The following is a 17,778-nucleotide window of genomic DNA, read 5'->3' on the forward strand; positions in this document are numbered from 1 at the left end:
ATCGGAACGATACGATCTTGCGGCGCAGGATGAAAGGCAACATTTTATACTGCGCATGCTCCGGGTTCTCGAAGACATGCGCGTAATCACAGAACACCACAGAATCGGTCGCCATGGATTTCTGGTCGAGTCTGACAAGCGCTGCCGGTCTGATCGTCACGCGCGACCCCGATCTGATGGAAATCATCGGTCTGTCGCTGCAGGTCACCCTGAGCGCTGTGGTGGTTTCGTGCCTGATCGGCCTTCCCCTGGGCGCGGTCGCCGGCACGTTCCGGTTTCCCGGGCGCATGATTTTGCAGATCCTTCTCAATTCGCTGATGGGTTTGCCGCCGGTGGTCGTCGGGCTGCTGGTCTATCTGCTGCTTTCCGCCTCCGGCCCCCTGGGGGTTCTGGGCCTGCTCTACACGCCGACGGCAATGGTCATTGCCCAGACCATCCTGGTCACGCCGATCGTGGCCGCGCTCTCCCGCCAGGTGATCGAGGATCTGCACGGCGAATATGCGGAACTGTTCACCTCTTTCGGTGTCGGCGGCGGCGGTCGTGTCGCCGCCTTGCTATGGGATGCGCGTTACTCGCTGCTGACCGTGGCGCTGGCGGGCTTCGGCCGCGCTGTGGCCGAGGTCGGCGCGGTGATGATCGTCGGCGGCAACATCAACCACGCCACCCGCGTCATGACCACCACCATCGCGCTGGAGACATCGAAGGGAAACATCGAGCTCGCCCTCGCTCTCGGCGTGGTCCTGCTGACGATCGCCGTGCTCGTGAACGCGGCGGTGATGCTGCTGCGCACCTCCGCCGCGAAGGCCGCCTATGCGTGAGCCCGTGCAAAGCCACGCGCCGTCCGCGCGCCCGCTGCGGCCGACATACGGGCTCCGTGCGAAGGGACTGTGTTTCGACGTCGGCGAACAACGTCTGATCGACAGCGTCGACCTCGACATCCGCGACGGCGCATGCACCGTGATCATGGGCGCGAACGGCGCTGGCAAGAGCCTTCTGCTGCGCCTCCTGCACGGCTTGATCGCTCCCAACGAGGGCCAGGTTCTGTGGCAGGAACGGCCGCTCGATGCGGCCGCCCGGCGGGTACAGTCGATGGTGTTCCAGCGGCCGGTGATGCTGCGCCGCTCCGTTCTGGCGAACATGCGTTTTGCGCTGAAGGTGCGGGGCGTGCGTGGGCGGGAACTCGCCCGGCGCGCCCATGAGGCCCTCGTCGAGGCCAATCTGGCAGATATCGCATCGCGCCCCGCGCGCGTGCTTTCCGGCGGCGAGCAACAGCGCCTTGCGGTTGCCCGCGCCCTGGCCACCCGCCCGCAAATCCTCTTTCTCGACGAACCGGCCGCAAGCCTCGACCCGTTGTCGACCCAGGCGATCGAACGGCTGATCGCGGCCGCGAAAAGCCGCGGCGTAACCATCGTCCTGATCACCCATGACATCGGTCAGGCCCGACGTCTGGGCGATGATCTGGTCTTCATGCACGACCGGCGCATCGTCGAGCGCGGCCCGCTCGAGCGCGTCCTGCGCGCGCCGCAATCCATGGCGGCGCGGGCCTGGCTCGAAGGACGGCTCTATCTCGACGGCGCCGATCCCGATCCCTCCGACCAGACAGCCGATCTGTTTGCCCAGACATCCAGCCTTCCTGCCGAAACGAAGGAGATATCTTATGCTTAGACGTGCGTTCCTTGGCCTCGCCGCAACGGCATTGGTCACATTCGGGCTGACCGCCTCGAGCCTCGCCGCAGACAAGTTCATCACGGTACAGTCGACCACCTCGACCCAGAACTCCGGGCTCTTCGAGTACATGCTGCCGATCTTCGAGAAGAAGACCGGCATCGAGGTCCGCGTCGTGGCGGTGGGCACCGGTCAGGCGATCAAGAACGCCACCAACGGCGACGGCGACGTGCTTTTCGTCCACGCCAAGCCGGCGGAAGAGAAATTCGTCGCGTCCGGCCAGGGCGTGTCGCGCGCCGACGTGATGTACAACGATTTCATCATTGTCGGCCCGCCCTCCGACCCCGCCGGCGTCGACGGATCGAAGGACGTCGTCGCCGCTCTCAAGAAGATCGCCGAGACCCGCTCCATCTTTGTCTCGCGCGGCGACGATTCCGGCACCAACAAGAAAGAGATCGCCCTTTGGAAGCAGACCGGCATCGATCCGGCAGCCGCTTCCGGCGACTGGTATCGAGAGACCGGCTCCGGCATGGGTGCCACGCTGAACGTCGGCACCAGCATGGGCGGCTACATCCTGACCGACCGCGCGACCTGGATCAGCTACGGCAAGAAGGGCGACTACAAGATCGCGGTGGAAGGCGATCCGCAGCTCTTCAACCAGTACGGCATCATTCTGGTCAATCCCGAGAAGCACCCGAACGTGAAGGCCAAGCTCGGTCAACAGTTCATCGACTGGGTGCTCTCGAGCGAGGGCCAGAAGGTGATCGCCTCCTACAAGGTCGACGGTCAGCAGCTCTTCTACCCGAACGCCAAGGGTATGTGAGCACCAGCACGACCTAAAGCGCGAGGCGCGCGGGCGACGGCCGCCTTCGCGCCCGCCGGCAAGATCAGCGACAAGCCGGCGGCCCCGGGACCGCCCCCTCCCCGCAAGCCGACCGCGCCGGCAGTCGCACCATTCAAATGACAATATAAAACACACCGGCATTTATTACATAGAATAAATGCCGAAAAACTGTGCTTCTTGCATACTTTTTCTAAAGCAAGAATAGATTCATCGAGAGAGGGCACGCGATTTTGCTTTAGATCAATGAGTATAGTTTGCCCGGTCTCGATAGTGCGTTGTGTGGATGAGACTCGTGCAACCTCCGAGACGCACGGCTCGCACCCCACCGCCGGATCTCTCTTCCTCCTGTCCGATCTCGTGGACGGGACCGGACAGGAGGAAGAGGGGACCAGACCAGCCTGCCAACCGGGAGAAACAGGCGGTTTCCTCCCGGCTCCTGCCCCGACCGCCCTGCCTGGCAGAGGCCTGCAACTGAGGAATTACGCGACCTGACGGCGAGACGACCGCGTTGCATCCCATCGCATGACATCCGTCACGCTCGCAATCGCGTAACCGCGAGGCCCCGCCCCTCGGAGTAAAGAGGTACGACGAAATGGCGAAAATGTTAGTGCTTCACGCAGCCAAATGCACCGGCTGCCAGAGCTGCGAACTAGCCTGCTCATTCGAGCATGAGGGAATATTCCGACCCGACGCTTCCCGTATCCACGTCTACAAGTGGGAAGCGGAAAGCTTTTCGGTTCCAATGATGTGCCAGCAGTGCCGGGATGCCGCCTGCGTCACCGTGTGTACGCCGCACGCCCTGACACGAGACCCTGTCACCGGGCTTGTCGGGCTCTCCGAAGACAAGTGCATCGGCTGCAAGATGTGCGTCCAGGCGTGCCCCTTCGGCGGTGCGATCTGGGACGAAATCTCCTCGCGCATCATGAAATGCGACACCTGCGGCGGCGATCCCGCCTGCGCCCGGATCTGCCCGACGGGCGCGATCGAATGGGTCGACGACGTCGCAGCCGTACGCGAACGCAAACGCGGTTTCGCGGAAAAATTCAAAGAAGCTTTTTCGGAGTAAGACCATGTATGCGTGGCAAGGCAAGGTCCTTCGCGTCGATCTGACCCGAGGCACATTCAGCACCGAACCGCTCAGGACCGACTGGGCGAAGACCTATGTGGGCGCCCGCGGACTGGGCACCAAGTACATGTACGAGGAGGTCGACCCGACGGTCGATCCGCTCTCGCCGGAAAACAAGATGATCATGCTTTCCGGTCCGCTGACCGCGACGTTCGCGCCCTGCGGCGGTCGCTACGAAGTCGTGACCAAGGGCCCGCTGACGGGCGCGATCGCGGCGGCGAATTCGGGCGGCGCATTCGGCCCCGAGCTGAAATTCGCCGGTTATGATGCCATCATCTTCGAGGGCAAGGCGGAAAAGCCGGTCTATCTGTGGATCAAGGACGACAAGGTCGAGATCCGCGACGCGGGCGCCCTGTGGGGCAAGAACGTGCCCGAGACGACCGACGCCCTTCGCGAGGTGACCGATCCGGACGCCCGCGTGGCCTGCATCGGTCCTGCGGGCGAGAAGCTGTCGCTGATCGCCTCGATCATGAACGACCACCATCGCGCGGCCGGTCGCAGCGGCGTCGGCGCGGTGATGGGCGCAAAGAACCTCAAGGCCGTCGTGGTCAAGGGCTCGGGCGCGGTCCAGGTGGCCGACCAGAAGGGCTTCTACGAAGCCTGCCTCGCCGCCCGCGAAAAGATCAAGGCCCATCCGGTCGGCGGCACCGGCCTCAGGATGTACGGCACCAACGTGCTCACCAACATCCTCAACGAGGTGGGCGGCTATCCGACCAACAACTTCCAGACCGGCACTTTCGCCAACGCGGATGCGGTCGGCGGCGAGACCGTGGCCGACAAGCAGCTGGAGCGGCCGCGCGGCTGCTACGGATGCGTGATCTCGTGCGGCCGCGGCACCAAGGTCACCAATCCGAAATATGCAGGTGAAGGCGAAGGTCCCGAGTACGAATCCGCCTGGGGCTTCGGCGGCGATTGCGGCGTCGACGACATCGATGCGGTGACCAAGGCCAACTACATCTGCAACGAGCTCGGCCTCGACACGATCTCCATGGGCTCCACCATCGCCTGCGCGATGGAGCTTTACGAGAAGGGCTGCTTCACCAAGGAAGACACCGGCGGCATCGACCTCAGCTTCGGCAATGCCGAGGCGATGGTGGAAATCACCCGCCTGACCGGTCTCGTGGAAGGCTTCGGCAAGGAACTGGCCCAGGGGTCCTATCGCATGGCCGAGAAATACGGCCATCCCGAACTGTCCATGTCCGTGAAGAAGCAGGAGATCCCGGCCTATGATCCGCGTGCGGTCCAGGGCATCGGCCTGAACTACGCGACCGCCAACTGCGGCGCGGCCCACGTGCGCGGCTACACCATCTCGCCGGAAGTGCTCGGCGTGCCGGTCAAGGTCGACAAGGACGATATCGAGAGCAAGCCCGGACTGGTCAAGACGTTCCAGGATCTGACCGCCACGATCGACTCCTCCGGTGCCTGCCTGTTCACCACCTTCGGCATCGGCGCCGACGAATATGCGGCGATGATGACGACGGCGACGGGGACGACCTACTCCACCGACGACATCATGACCTGCGGCGACCGGATCTTCACGCTGGAGCGGTTGTGGAACCTCAAGGCGGGTCTGACCAAGGCCGACGACACCCTGCCGCCGCGCCTGCTGAACGAGGCCCTGACGGAAGGCAACTCCAAGGGCGCGGTCAGCCACCTCGACCAGATGCTGCCGGCCTACTACGAGCTGCGCGGCTGGGACGCCGACGGTGTTCCCACGCCTGCAAAGCTGGAAGAGCTCGGCATCCAGGCGTGATCGGCAACGTCGAGAGACCGCGCAAGAGCGACGACGCCAAATCGAGCGATATCCGATGAAAGTGCGTTATTTCGCGCTTCTGCGCGACATCACGGGCTGCAAGGAAGAAGAGTGGACCAGGCCCGCCGACACGGTCGGCGGGCTGATCCACGACCTTGTCGCCCGCTACGGTTCGAGTTTCGAACGCTGGGTCATGAAGGACGGCAAGATCTGGGATCTGGTGATGATCCTGGTGAACGGTCGCGACGTCCGACAGATGTCCGGCTTCGAGACGCCTCTCAAACCCGACGACACGATCGTAATCTTTCCGCCGGTGGGCGGAGGTTGAGGTTGGCGCTATGATCACGACACTTCTGCCGTCTCCCGCCTTCTGGCCGACGGCGCTTCTCTTCGGCGGTGCCATACTTGAGGTGCTGCTGGCCGGCTTCCTGTCATCACGCGGCAAGGGATGGCTGGCCTTTATCGCGACGGCGGCGGCGCTGGCCGCGTCGTTTGCACTGCTGCCCGCCGTGCAGGGCGGCGCCCATCTGGAGGCGACCGCCTTCCTGTGGGACGGCGGTGCTCCGCTGACCTATTACGTCGACGGGTTGAGCGTCCTGTTCATGATCATGGGCACCGCGCTTGGCGCCCTGATCCTGATGTTCTCGATCGGCTACATGGCCGACGAACCCTCCGGCACGACCCGCTTCTTCTTTCTGATGCTGATCTTCATCGGCGGCCTGACGCTGCTCGTCGGCGCCCAGAGCCTGCTGATGACCTATTTCGCCTGGGAGCTGATCGGGCTGTGCTCGTACTTCCTGGTCGGATTCTGGTACGCCAGGCAGGAAGCGACCGACGGCGCGCGCAAGGTGTTGCTGATCACCCACATCGCGGGCTTCGGCTTCATGGCGGCGATCCTGATGATCTACGCCCAGGCCGGCACCTTCATCTGGTCCGACCCGAAGGTCGCCGCCTCGCTGTCGACGACGATCGTCATCCTGCTGCTCGTCGCCTCCATGGCGAAATCCGTGCTGTTTCCGCTCCACACCTGGATCCCGGAAGCGATGAACGCGCCGACCCCGGTCTCCGCGCTGCTGCATTCGGCCTGCTACGTCAAGGCCGGCGTCTACCTCATCGCCCGCATGTACGCCATCGGCGACTGGCACCCGGCCGGCGGCGCGTTTCTGCTGGTCGTCGCCTGCCTGACCATGATCGTCGGCGTCGTCTTCGCGCTCGCGCAGACCGACCTGAAGCGCCTTCTGGCCTTCCATACCGTCAGCCAGCTCGGCTACATCGCTGCCGGTCTTGCGATCGGCACCGATCTCGGCGTCGCCGCAGCCCTCTACTACACGATCAGCCACGCCCTGTTCAAAGGCACGCTGTTCCTGTGCGCCGGCTCCATCCAGCATGCCACCGGCACGCGCGATCTGCGTGAGCTCGGCGGCCTCTACTCCAAGATGCCGGTGACGACCTGGGTCTGGCTCATCGCTGCCGCCGCCATTTCCGGCGTGCCGCTGACCACGGGCTTCGTCGCCAAGTGGCTGTTGCTCTCCGCCGCACTCGACGACGGTCAGGCCGTGGTCGTGATGGTCGCCTGGTTCGTGTCGATCCTCACCGCCTTCTCGTTCATGAAGGCCACCGTCTCCGCCTTCTACGGCGATCCCTCGCCCTCGCTCGCCGGCAAGCACATCCACGAAGCCACGCCCACCATGCAGGTGGGGATGGGCATCACCGCCGTGCTCTGCGTCGTCTTCGGCATCGCGCCGCAATTCCTGATGGACCCGGTGATCGCGCCGGCCGTGGAAGGGCTCGGCTTCAACTGGCAGATCGCCACGAGCTGGGGCGGCGTCCTGACCCGGGCCGGCAGCATCGACGTCAGTCTCGGGGCCATCGGCGTCATCGTGTTCTCGGTCGTGGCCGCCTTCGGCGCCTACCAGCTGACGCGCAGCCGTCCCGGTACGGCGGTCAACGTGTTTACCGGCGGCGAGTCCCTGCCGGAGGGCGACCGGCTGTCGGCGACGGACTTCGCCGAAATGGCCGAGGTCGCGTTCGAGCCCGTCTACAAGACCGATCCCGATCCTCTCTGGCTCCGGTTCGGAAGCTGGCTCGGCGCCGTGGCGGGCAAGGTCGGCCAGACGGCGCTTTGGGCCGAAGACAAGTTCATTGCCGTGACGCTGGCCGGTGCCGCGGTTCTCTGTGTCTGGATCCTAGCTCTGTGATCGCCGCCCGGGGCGCTGGGGCCGGCAGGTCCGAGCGCCCCGCAAGGCGGCGCCCACGAGGGAGAATAGAATGCTCCTGTTACTTGTTGCCTTCCTCGCGCTGATGGCGGCGGCGGTCGGCCTCTATGCCCTGAGCGTCCGCCAAGGCGGAGGACGCTGGTGGGGTCTTGCCACGCTCACCGTGGTGTTCGTTCTGGCCGGACTGGCGAATGAGGGAAGCTGGACGGGCATCGCGCTTCTGAGCCTGGCCGAACTGGCCGCCGGCGCGCTGATCCTGTCCGATGGCGGCGCCCCGGCCCGCGCGGCCGGACGGCTCTACCTGAGCGCGATCGTACCCGCCATCGTGCTGACCATGCTTGCCTTCACCCTCGTCGGCATTCACGGCGCGGAACCGGGCGGCATCACCGCCAAAATCGCGATCTGCCTGCTGCTCGTGGGCTTCGCGCTCAAGCTCGGCCTGATCCCCTTCTCGTTCTGGGTGCCGGCCGTTGCCCGCGGCGCGCCCACGACGACCGCCATCGTGATCATCTCCATCGTCGATATCGCGACCTTCGGCGAACTCGCCTCCCTGCGCCACGAGGCCGCCTGGCTGTTCGACGACGCGCAGGCCGTCTGGGTCACCCTGGCGCTCGTCTCCATGTTCGCCGGCGCCCTGCTCGCCTATGCGCAGACCGACCTGAAGCGGATGCTGGCCTTTTCCACGATCACCGATCTGGGGCTCCTCGTGCTGGGCGTCAGCCTCGGCACGCCGCTTGCCATGGCCGGTGCCCTGCTCGGCGCGCTGAGCCATGCGCTGTCGAAGACGGTGCTGTTCGGCACGGTCGGGCTGGCGGAACGCCACATCGGCATGCCCGTCACGCTGGAGACGCGCGGCCTGGGCGGGCGGATGCCGCTCGCATCTGCCGCCTTCATCCTGGCCGCCATCAACTTCATCGGCGTGCCGCCGGGCTTCGGCTTCTCCGCCTACTGGCGGATCTATGTCGCGGCCACCGATTTCGGCGGTGTCGCGATCATCGCGGTCCTGCTGGTCGTCGCCGCGATCGACCTGCTCTGCTACGCCCGCGCGATCCATCGCTGCTGGCTGGGCACGCCCCAGGTCGAGCTGATCTCGGCGCTGCCGCGTCTGGCGCCTGCCGTGCTGGCTGCGCTGGTCGTCCTCACCGTCGCCCTCGGCTTCTATCCGCGGCCCGTCACCTCCGTCCTGGAGGCGCGCCCGGCGGGAGAGGCCGTACACGTCACCTCGAACGCTCTGCCCTCGGCGTCCGAGCAAGGCGAACGCCTTGCCGCGCTGCATTGAGGAGAAAAGAAGAAATGGGCGTCCTCACAAAACTCTTTTCCAGTCTCATGGCGACCTCGCGGCGCAAGTCGCCGTGGATCTACACGATCAACTCCGGCTCCTGCAACGGTTGCGACATCGAGATCGGCCCCTGCATCAGCCCGCGCTACGACGCCGAGCAGATCGGCATGCTGCGTCACGCCAGCCCCAAGCACGCCGATATCCTGGTGGTGACCGGAGCGGTCTCCAAGCGGATCAAGCCGGCGCTGCTCGACATCTATTCGCAGATGCCGAGCCCCAAGGCGGTTGTCGCCGTGGGATCGTGCCCGGCGAGCTGCAACGTCTTCGCAGGCAGCCCGGTCCTTGACGGACCGCTCGACAAGTTCATTCCCGTCGACATCTGGGTCCCCGGCTGTCCGCCGCGGCCGCAGCTGATCATCGACGGCATCGCCAAGGCGGCGCAAATGCTGGCGGACGGCCAGACGGCGGACCAACTCGGCAAGAAGGTGGCAGCAGAATGACCGAGATCCTCTCGCTTATCGTCGGCTTCCTGATCTGGCCGGGCCTGATCGTCGCCGCGGCTCTGGGCTTTTTCTACATGTGGCTGATGCGCAAGCTCACCGCGCGGATGCAGGGGCGCAAGGGTCCGCCCTTCTATCAGCCGTTTTTCGATTTCGTGAAGCTGGTGGGCAAGCGCTCGCTGGTGCCGCGGGACAGCAGCCGGGTGCTGTTCTTCCTGCTGCCCTTCATCTCGCTGACATCGACGGTCTTCGGCCTGATGATCCTGCCGCTGCCGGGCAGCGCGGCGCCCTCGTTCTCGGGGGATCTGGTTCTCCTTCTCTACCTGATGGAGATGCCGGTCCTGTGCGACGTGCTCGCCGGCTTCGTCAGCCGCTCCATCTACGGCCAGGTGAGCGCCATGCGCGAGGCGGTGATGTCGCTGGCCTATTCGGTGCCGCTGCTGGCCTCGGTGATCGCGCTCGCGCAAGCCGCCGACACCTTCCGTCTCGCCGAACTGCACACCGCCCCCTTCGGGCTGGTGACGGTCATCGCCTTCATAGCCTTCGCGATGGCGATCCCGGCACGGCTGAAATCGAACCCCTTCTCGATCCCCAACGCGGAGCACGAGATCGGCCACGGCGCGCACATGGAATACAACGGCCTGCCGCTCGCGGTCTTCGAGCTGTCGCATGCGCTGGAACTGATGCTGCTCATCGGCACGCTCTACGTCCTGTTCCTTCCCGGTACCGGACATGTGGCGACCGACGCGCTGGTCTATCTGGCCGCGGGCTTCGCCGTCGTCGCCCTCGTGGTCTTCGCCAAGGTCAGCACCGCGCGGTTCACGGTGAAGAGCGCGTTGAGATTCTATTGGCTCTGGGGCGGTTTGGCAGCCGGAGCGGCGATGGTCGTCGCCATCGTGAGCTAGCCAGGTACGGGGTTAAACCATGAGCATCTTCTCCATCCTTCGGCACAATCTGGGGCACGGTTCGCGCACCCGGAAGCCGGATGACCTGCCGCCTCGCGCAGCGCCGTTCCGCGGTTTGATCGAACAGGACCCCACGCTTTGCACCGGGTGCCGGAACTGCAGCTACGTCTGCTCGCCGAAGGCCATCCAGTTCGACGACACCGGCGAACTGGCTCTCGAATGGGCCTATGCGGCGGACCAGTGCTGTTTCTGCGGTCTTTGCGTGATGTACTGTCCGACGCAGGCGCTGAGCAACAACGGCGTCCTGCCCCAGGTGGGCCACGATCAGTCCGCCCTGCACTTCACCAACGAGGTGCCCTATCACTCGTGCATCAGCTGCGGCACGCAGATGATCCCGATACCGGCGCAGGCGGCTGCCAAGTTCTTCGGCGAAGTTACTGAGAACACGGAAGAACTGCGACTGATGTGCCACGAATGCCGTCGTCGGGCCGCGAGCGAGAAAATCCGCGACGCTTTCATCACAGGCGAGAAAAGCTAATGGCGAGCGAAACAGATCTGAACATGAACGCGCTTCGGGAACGGCTGGAATCCCTTCGCGGAGCCACATCCTTCGAAGAGCGCTGCGACGGGGTCTGGATGGAAGCGCCCGATCTCGATGTCGAGGCGATGATGCGCGAGATGAACGCCGAGGGCTTCCGCCTCGCGACCATGACCGGACGCCAGGCGCCGGAGGGCGAGACGACGATCATGTACCACTTCAACCGGGGCCCTCATCTCCTCCACTTCAAGACCCGTTCCCATGGCGGCTCGCACCCCTCGCTCGCCCTCGTCTCGCACCCCGCCTCGTGGTGCGAGCGCGAATTGCATGACTTTTTCGCGGTCAAGTTCGACGGCCACCCCAACCTGGTGCCGCTGTTCCGCCCCGCCTGCCTGAACGAGGGCTTCTTCCGCGACGACATCACGCCCGAAAACGGCCCTGAAAACGGCCCCGAAGCCAGCCAAGCCTGAGGGAGAGAGACATGCCCTACCAGATTCCGATCGGACCGTTTCATCCGGCTCTGGAAGAGCCCTACAAGCTTTCCTTCAACTGTGTCGCCGACACCGTGGACAAGGTCAGCGTCGACGTTGGCTTCAGCTTCCGCGGCATCGAGATCCTCGCGCAGAAGCGCGAGTGGCTGCCGGCGATCACGCTGGTGGAGCGGGTGTGCGGCATCTGCTCCAACGTCCATGCGACGAGCTTCTGCATGGCGGCGGAACGGATCGCCGGGATCGAGATCCCGAAGCGCGCGCAGTATATCCGCACGATCATGGGCGAACTGGAGCGGATGCACTCGCACCTCCTGTGGGCGGGCCTCGCGGCCGAGTTCATGGGCTACGAGACCGCTTTCATGGAGGTCTTCAACCTGCGCGAAACGATCATGGACATGCTGGAATCGATCTCGGGCAACCGGGTCAACTACGGCATGAACAGGATCGGCGGCGTCAACCGCGACATCCCCGACCCGCTGCAATACGTTTCCACGCTCGAAACCGCGGCGAAGACGCTCGAAAAGGTCGTGATCCCCGCCTTCATGGACAATCCAACCGCACGCAGCCGCATGGGCGGCGTCGGCATCCTGACGAAGGAAGACGCCATCGCCTGGGGCACCGTCGGCCCGGTCGCGCGTGCCTCCGGTCTCGCCATCGACGTTCGCAGCGACCTGCCCTACCTCGCCTACGAGGAGCTGGGCTTCCGGATCGTCACGCAGGAGAGCTGCGACGTGCAGGCCCGCGTCGTGGTGCGTGCGCTGGAGCTGCTGGAGAGCATCCGCCTCATCATCGCCGCGCTCAAGGGACTGCCGGCGGGGCCGCTGCGCGCCTTCGAGGGGCTGCCGACCATCCCCGCCGGCGAAGCCACCACCTATTGCGAGGCGCCGCGCGGCGAGGTCTTCTACTATGTCGCCTCCGACGGCAGCGACAAGCCCGCCCGCGTGCGCATCCGCACGCCGTCCTTCGTCAACATCCCCGCGCTGGAGGCGATGATGCCGGGTCAGCAGTTCGCCAATACCTCGCTGATCCAGGCATCGGTCGATCCCTGCCTCTCGTGCACGGACCGCTGAGGAGGGCCCATGGCGACGGGAGGACAACACCGCAGCGGGCGCTACGCCCGCCAGCAGGTGCTGGCGGAAATCGGAGCCGAGGGCCAGGCCAGGATCGCCGCCGCGAAGGTGGTGATCGTCGGCGTCGGCGCGCTCGGCTCCAACAGCGCCAATCTGTTGGCACGCGCGGGCGTCGGACAGCTGACGCTGATCGACCGCGATTTCGTCGACTGGACGAACCTGCAGCGCCAGTGCCTCTATGAGGAGGCCGATGTCGAGGCGACAACGCCGAAGGCGGAGGCCGCCGCCGCCCATCTCGGCCGGATCAACAGCGACATCGTCTGCGAGGCGATCGTGGAGGATTTCAACGCCGGCAACGCCGAGCGGCTGATTTCCGGCGCCGACCTGGTGGTCGACGGGCTCGACAACTTCCACAGCCGGGCCGTGCTCAACCAGGCCTGCGTGAAACTGGGCATCCCCTGGGTGCATGGCGCGTGCCTGGGCACCTACGGCAACGCGGCGACCATCGTCCCCGGCCGCACCGCCTGCCTGCATTGTCTGATGCCGGAGGTCGGCCATGCCGCCTCCCCGCCGCTGTCGTGCGAGACCGTGGGCGTGATCGGCTCCGCCCCGGTCATCGTCGCCGCCTGGCAGGTCGCCGAGGCGATGAAGATCCTGGTGGGCGATCTCGATGCGATCTCCACCAGTTTCACGCATTTCGACCTCTGGCCGGCCGGTGTGGAAGAGTTGCCCGCCGTGCGCCGCCCCGACTGCCCGACCTGCGGCAAGCGCGACTTCGACCTGCTTTCCGGCCCCGACCGCCTGGCGTCGGCCTCGATCTGCGGTCGCGACGCGGTGCAGATCGTGCCCGCGGCTGACGCCGCTCCCGATTTCGACCTGCTGTGCGAGACATTGGCGAACACGGTCGAGATCGCGCGCAACGACTTCCTCGTCAGGTTCACCGGAACCGACCATGCGGGCACGCACGACATCGTCGTCTTTCGTGACGGCCGCGCAATGATCTTCGGAACCGGCGACACCAAACAAGCGCTTGCGCTTTATGGAAAATACGTCGGAGGGTGAAGCCGATCCGTACTCCCATCTATCTCGACAACGGCGCAACGAGCTGGCCCAAGCCGGAGCCGGTCTATGCGGCCGCCGATGCCGCCCTGCGCGCCGCCGCCAATCCGGGGCGAGGCGCCTACCGTCAGGCGGTCGAGGCGCAGGCCCATCTGGAACGGGTGCGCCAGGAAGCCTGCGCGCTCTTCAACGCCCCCGCGCCGGAACGGGTAATCCTGACCTTCAACTGCACCGACGCGCTGTCGATGGCCCTGAAGGGGCTGATCGATCCCGACAGCCGCGTGGTGCGCGGACCCTGGGAGCACAATTCCGTCACCCGCCCGCTCGATGCGTTGCGCAAGCTCGGGGCGGATGTCCGCATCGTCGATCCGACACCCGATTGCGGCATCGACCTCGACCACCTGCGCGAATTGTGTCGCAACGGCATCGATTACGTGGTGATGAGCCATGTCTCCAACGTCACCGGCGCCGTGATGCCGCTCGCCGAGATCGCCGCCATCGCCCACGAGGCCGGCGGCCTGTTCATCGTGGATGCGGCGCAAAGCGCGGGCAGCCACGTGATCGACATGAAGGCCCAGGGCATCGACGTGCTGGCCACGGCCGGCCACAAGGGCCTGATGGGCCCTATGGGCACGGGGCTGCTCATCCTGCGTGAACCGCTGCCATTGCGGCATTGGCGCGAGGGCGGAACGGGTTTCAGGGCGGAGATGGACGGTCAGCCCGAGGAATACCCCTGGCGGCTGGAGGCGGGCACCGCCAACGTGCCCGGCCTTGCGGGCCTCGCCGCCGGCATGGCCTGGGTGCGCGAACGTGGCGTGGAGGCAATCGGCGCGCACCAGTCTGCTCTGGCGCGCCAGCTTGCCGAGGGGCTTCAGGCGCTGCCCGGCGTTACCTATGACGGCCCTGCGGGCGGTCCCGACAGCGGCGTCGTGTCGTTCCGCCTCGCCGCGCATTCTCCGGCCATCGCGGCGGGCATTCTCGATTCCGGCTTCGGCATCGCGTTGCGCAGCGGCCTGCATTGCGCGCCCTCCGCCCACCGGGCGCTCGGCACCCTGCCGGAGGGCACGCTGCGCGCCAGCTTCGGCGCCTTCAACGCCCCGGAGGACGTCGAGGCCCTGCTCGCGGCATTGCAGGCGATCGCTACGCTTTGAGCATGGACGAGAGCAAGGCTTCACTCGCAAGGCGATTGTGTTGATCTAACTCAGGACCATGCGCGACCCGATAGGCTAGAATGCGATTGACGACAGGAGCGACCACGATGCGTTTGGGCTTTTTCCTATACTCGGAGCACGGACAGGCGGAGCGGCTCATGCACGCGCTGGCCGAGAAGCTGCTCCAGGCGGGCCTGCCGCTGGTTGGCCTGACCGTCGAACCGGCCGAGGAAGAGGCGCGGACCAAGTTCGTCCGGCTGCTGCCCGGCGGCGAACGGATCAACATCTGGCAGGATCTCGGACAGGACACGACGAGTTGCCGGCTGAACCCGGGCGCCCTGGAGAGCGCGCTGGAGATCACCCGGCGCGCGATCGAGGCGGCGCCTCCCGGCGCGATCGTTCTGATCAACAAGTTCGGCAAGCACGAGACCGAGAGCAGCGGCACCCGTATCCTTATCGGCGCGGCGCTCGAAGCCGACCTGCCGGTCCTGGTGCCGGTCGCCAACGATGCCCGCACCGTGTTCGAGGCGTTTGCCGGCGATTTCGCCGAAGAAGTCACCCCCTCGCCGGCTGCGCTCGAGGCCTTCGCCAAGGGCACCGCGTAGACGACGCCCGCACGTGAACGCGAGGACAGGCGGCGCACGGCGGGCCGACAGCCCCTGGTTGGATGCTGCCCTGCACGCTGCTGCACCACCTGCTGATCGAGGTGCGCGGCAAGCTGGCGGCAATCGGCGATGCGTTCCCGATCCACAACCGCAACATCGCGCCGCTTCGACGACAACGTCGAGCGCATCACGTGGCACGCGCCCGATGGCGCACCGCCGCGCCGGGCTCAGACCCGCGCCGCTGATCGGCGGCTGTTTCCAGAATGCGCCGCCGGCGCGCGTCGTTCACTTTTCCCGTCGCAGAAGGGAGCAGGCCTCCGCCTTGCTTGCGTAAAACCACTCTTGCGCCGGCGTGCGCCCAACGAAAAGCCCCTCGCGAGCATCCTCGCGAGGGGCTGTCCTTCAATCCGGATGATCGGATCAGTGCGCCATCACCGCGAGCAGCAGCAGCGCGACGATGTTGGTGATCTTGATCATCGGGTTGACCGCAGGGCCGGCCGTATCCTTGTAGGGATCGCCCACCGTGTCACCCGTGACCGACGCCTTGTGCGCCTCCGAGCCCTTCTGATGGACCACGCCGTCCTTGTCGGTGAAGCCGTCCTCGAACGACTTCTTGGCGTTGTCCCAGGCACCGCCGCCGGCCGTCATGGAGATGGCGACGAAGAGACCCGTGACGATCACGCCGAGCAGCATGGCGCCGAGCGCGGCGAACGCGTCCGACGGCGTGGCGACCGCGTAGATCACGCCGAACACCACCAGCGGCGAGAGCACCGGCAGCAGCGAGGGGATGATCATTTCCTTGATCGCGGCCTTGGTCAGCATGTCCACCGCGCGGCCGTAGTCCGGCTTCTCGGTGCCCTGCATGATGCCGGGCTTGGCCTTGAACTGGCGCCGCACCTCTTCCACGACGGAACCCGCCGCACGCCCCACGGCGGTCATCGAGATGCCGCCGAAGAGATAGGGAAGCAGACCGCCGAACAGCAGGCCGGCCACCACATAGGGGCTGGAGAGCGAGAACAGCGAGGACACGTCGATGCCCTCGAAGATCGAGCCCGGCTGGGCCGTCTCCGCGAAGTGCGCCAGATCGGAGGTGTAGGCGGCGAACAGCACCAGCGCGCCGAGACCGGCGGAACCGATCGCGTAGCCCTTGGTGACCGCCTTGGTGGTGTTGCCGACCGCGTCGAGCGCATCGGTGGTGGTGCGCACTTCCGCCGGCAGATCCGCCATTTCGGCAATGCCGCCCGCATTGTCGGTGACGGGGCCGAAGGCATCGAGCGCGACGACCATGCCCGCCAGCGCCAGCATGGTGGTGACCGCGATGGCGATGCCGAACAGGCCTGCGAGCTGGAAGGTGACGATGATGCCGGCGATGATGATGATCGCCGGCAGAGCGGTCGCCTCGAGCGAGACGGCGAGGCCCTGGATCACGTTGGTGCCGTGACCGGTGACCGAGGCCTGCGCGATGGAACGCACCGGCCGGTATTCGGTGCCGGTGTAGTATTCCGTCACCCAGATGATCAGGCCGGTAATGACGAGGCCGGAGATGCCGCACAGGAACACGTCGGTGCCGGTGAAGGTCTTCGGTCCGGCGGTGAATTCGGTGCCGAAGCCGAGCCAGAAGGCGACGATCAGCGCCAGCGCCACCGCGGAGAGCACGGCGGTCGCGATGAAGCCCTTGTAGAGCGCGCCCATGATGGAGTTGGAGGCGCCGAGCTTGACGAAGAACGTGCCGGCGATCGAGGTCAGCACGCAGGCGCCGCCGATGACCAGCGGAAGCATCATCATCTGCGCGGCGACATCGCCCACGAAGAAGATCGAGGCCAGAACCATGGTGGCGACGACGGTCACCGCGTAGGTCTCGAACAGGTCGGCCGCCATGCCGGCGCAGTCGCCGACATTGTCGCCCACGTTGTCGGCGATGGTCGCCGGATTGCGCGGATCGTCTTCGGGAATGCCCGCTTCCACCTTGCCGACGAGATCGCCGCCGACATCCGCACCCTTGGTGAAGATGCCACCGCCGAGACGCGCGAAAATGGAGATGAGCGAGGCGCCGAAGCCGAGCGCGACGAGCGCATCGATGACTTCGCGGTCCGTGCCGTTGAGGCCGACCGGCCCGGTCAGGATCCAGAAGTAGACGGCGACGCCAAGAAGCGCGAGGCCCGCGACGAGAAGGCCGGTGATGGCGCCGGACTTGAAGGCGATGGCAAGGCCCGCGCCGAGCGAGCGCGAGGCGGCCTGCGCGGTGCGCACGTTGGCCCGCACCGAGACAAGCATGCCAATGAAGCCGGCGCTGCCGGACAGGATGGCGCCGATCAGGAAGCCGATGGCCGCGGTGATGGAGAGAAGCCACCAGGCGATGAAGAAGACGACCACGCCGACGATGGCGATGGTCGTGTACTGCCGGGTCAGGTAGGCCTGAGCGCCTTCCTGGATCGCTCCGGCGATCTCCTGCATTCTCTGATTGCCGGCATCCGCCGCCATGACCGACTGGATCGCCCAGACGCCATAGACAATGGACAGAAGGCCGCACAAAATTACGACATAGAGCACGATAGGGCCCCTCCCCTTATTTTATA

The 17,778-nt window shown here is 65.8% G+C and carries 18 protein-coding genes; 17 read left to right on the forward strand and 1 reads right to left on the reverse strand.

All coding sequences use genetic code 11. The annotated features are described in order from the left end of the window. Positions 1-113: 113 nt before the first annotated feature. The 17 genes from V2L18_RS20840 to V2L18_RS20920 all read left to right on the forward strand — a co-directional run bounded on the left by V2L18_RS20840 (position 114) and on the right by V2L18_RS20920 (position 15,447). On the forward strand, positions 114-818 hold the full coding sequence (locus V2L18_RS20840; RefSeq protein ID WP_336180272.1) for an ABC transporter permease: 705 nt from the start codon (positions 114-116) through the stop codon (positions 816-818). Continuing rightward, complete coding sequence (locus V2L18_RS20845) at positions 811-1,665, forward strand: ATP-binding cassette domain-containing protein (RefSeq protein ID WP_336180273.1); 855 nt, start codon at positions 811-813, stop codon at positions 1,663-1,665. The genes V2L18_RS20840 and V2L18_RS20845 overlap by 8 nt, the downstream gene beginning before the upstream one ends. After that, entirely contained in the window at positions 1,658-2,488 is an 831-nt protein-coding gene (locus V2L18_RS20850) for a substrate-binding domain-containing protein (RefSeq protein WP_336180274.1), read from the forward strand. The genes V2L18_RS20845 and V2L18_RS20850 overlap by 8 nt, the downstream gene beginning before the upstream one ends. Positions 2,489-3,251: 763 nt before the next feature. After that, positions 3,252-3,575, forward strand: a complete 324-nt coding sequence (locus V2L18_RS20855; RefSeq protein WP_336180275.1) for a 4Fe-4S dicluster domain-containing protein — start codon at positions 3,252-3,254, stop codon at positions 3,573-3,575. Between the two features lie 4 nt (positions 3,576-3,579). Next, complete coding sequence (locus tag V2L18_RS20860; RefSeq protein ID WP_336180276.1) at positions 3,580-5,388, forward strand: aldehyde ferredoxin oxidoreductase family protein; 1,809 nt, start codon at positions 3,580-3,582, stop codon at positions 5,386-5,388. 55 nt (positions 5,389-5,443) lie between these two features. After that, positions 5,444-5,716, forward strand: coding sequence for a ubiquitin-like small modifier protein 1 (locus V2L18_RS20865; protein ID WP_336180277.1), 273 nt, complete (start codon positions 5,444-5,446; stop codon positions 5,714-5,716). Positions 5,717-5,726: 10 nt separating this feature from the next. Further along, positions 5,727-7,586 carry an NADH-quinone oxidoreductase subunit L gene (locus V2L18_RS20870; RefSeq protein ID WP_336180278.1) on the forward strand — a complete coding sequence of 620 codons (1,860 nt, stop codon included), beginning with the start codon at positions 5,727-5,729 and terminating at the stop codon, positions 7,584-7,586. Between the two features lie 70 nt (positions 7,587-7,656). Continuing rightward, a complete protein-coding gene (locus V2L18_RS20875) occupies positions 7,657-8,883 on the forward strand; it encodes a proton-conducting transporter membrane subunit (RefSeq protein WP_336180279.1) in 1,227 nt (408 codons plus the stop codon). A gap of 14 nt (positions 8,884-8,897) precedes the next feature. Next, positions 8,898-9,383 carry an NADH-quinone oxidoreductase subunit NuoB gene (nuoB, locus tag V2L18_RS20880; RefSeq protein ID WP_336180280.1) on the forward strand — a complete coding sequence of 162 codons (486 nt, stop codon included), beginning with the start codon at positions 8,898-8,900 and terminating at the stop codon, positions 9,381-9,383. After that, entirely contained in the window at positions 9,380-10,288 is a 909-nt protein-coding gene (locus tag V2L18_RS20885; protein WP_336180281.1) for a complex I subunit 1 family protein, read from the forward strand. The genes nuoB and V2L18_RS20885 overlap by 4 nt, the downstream gene beginning before the upstream one ends. Before the next feature lie 19 nt (positions 10,289-10,307). Next, entirely contained in the window at positions 10,308-10,826 is a 519-nt protein-coding gene (locus V2L18_RS20890) for a 4Fe-4S dicluster domain-containing protein (RefSeq protein WP_336180282.1), read from the forward strand. Next, positions 10,826-11,296, forward strand: a complete 471-nt coding sequence (locus V2L18_RS20895) for an NADH-quinone oxidoreductase subunit C (protein ID WP_336180283.1) — start codon at positions 10,826-10,828, stop codon at positions 11,294-11,296. The genes V2L18_RS20890 and V2L18_RS20895 overlap by 1 nt, the downstream gene beginning before the upstream one ends. 11 nt (positions 11,297-11,307) lie before the next feature. Continuing rightward, on the forward strand, positions 11,308-12,387 hold the full coding sequence (locus V2L18_RS20900; protein ID WP_336180284.1) for a nickel-dependent hydrogenase large subunit: 1,080 nt from the start codon (positions 11,308-11,310) through the stop codon (positions 12,385-12,387). Positions 12,388-12,396: 9 nt separating this feature from the next. Beyond that, positions 12,397-13,449: a ThiF family adenylyltransferase gene (locus tag V2L18_RS20905; protein WP_336180285.1), complete on the forward strand. Its 1,053-nt coding sequence runs from the start codon at positions 12,397-12,399 to the stop codon at positions 13,447-13,449. Next, entirely contained in the window at positions 13,446-14,597 is a 1,152-nt protein-coding gene (locus tag V2L18_RS20910) for an aminotransferase class V-fold PLP-dependent enzyme (RefSeq protein ID WP_336180286.1), read from the forward strand. The genes V2L18_RS20905 and V2L18_RS20910 overlap by 4 nt, the downstream gene beginning before the upstream one ends. A 107-nt stretch (positions 14,598-14,704) precedes the next feature. After that, on the forward strand, positions 14,705-15,202 hold the full coding sequence (locus V2L18_RS20915) for a DUF2478 domain-containing protein (protein ID WP_336180287.1): 498 nt from the start codon (positions 14,705-14,707) through the stop codon (positions 15,200-15,202). Between the two features lie 62 nt (positions 15,203-15,264). Next, positions 15,265-15,447: a hypothetical protein gene (locus tag V2L18_RS20920; protein WP_336180288.1), complete on the forward strand. Its 183-nt coding sequence runs from the start codon at positions 15,265-15,267 to the stop codon at positions 15,445-15,447. 175 nt (positions 15,448-15,622) lie between these two features. On the opposite strand, the gene V2L18_RS20925 is transcribed toward V2L18_RS20920, so the two are convergent. Continuing rightward, on the reverse strand, positions 15,623-17,755 hold the full coding sequence (locus tag V2L18_RS20925; protein WP_336180357.1) for a sodium-translocating pyrophosphatase: 2,133 nt from the start codon (positions 17,753-17,755) through the stop codon (positions 15,623-15,625). Positions 17,756-17,778: the final 23 nt, after the last annotated feature.

It is taken from the genome of Breoghania sp. JC706 (genome assembly GCF_037026715.1).
Taxonomy (GTDB): Bacteria; Pseudomonadota; Alphaproteobacteria; order Rhizobiales; family Stappiaceae; genus Breoghania.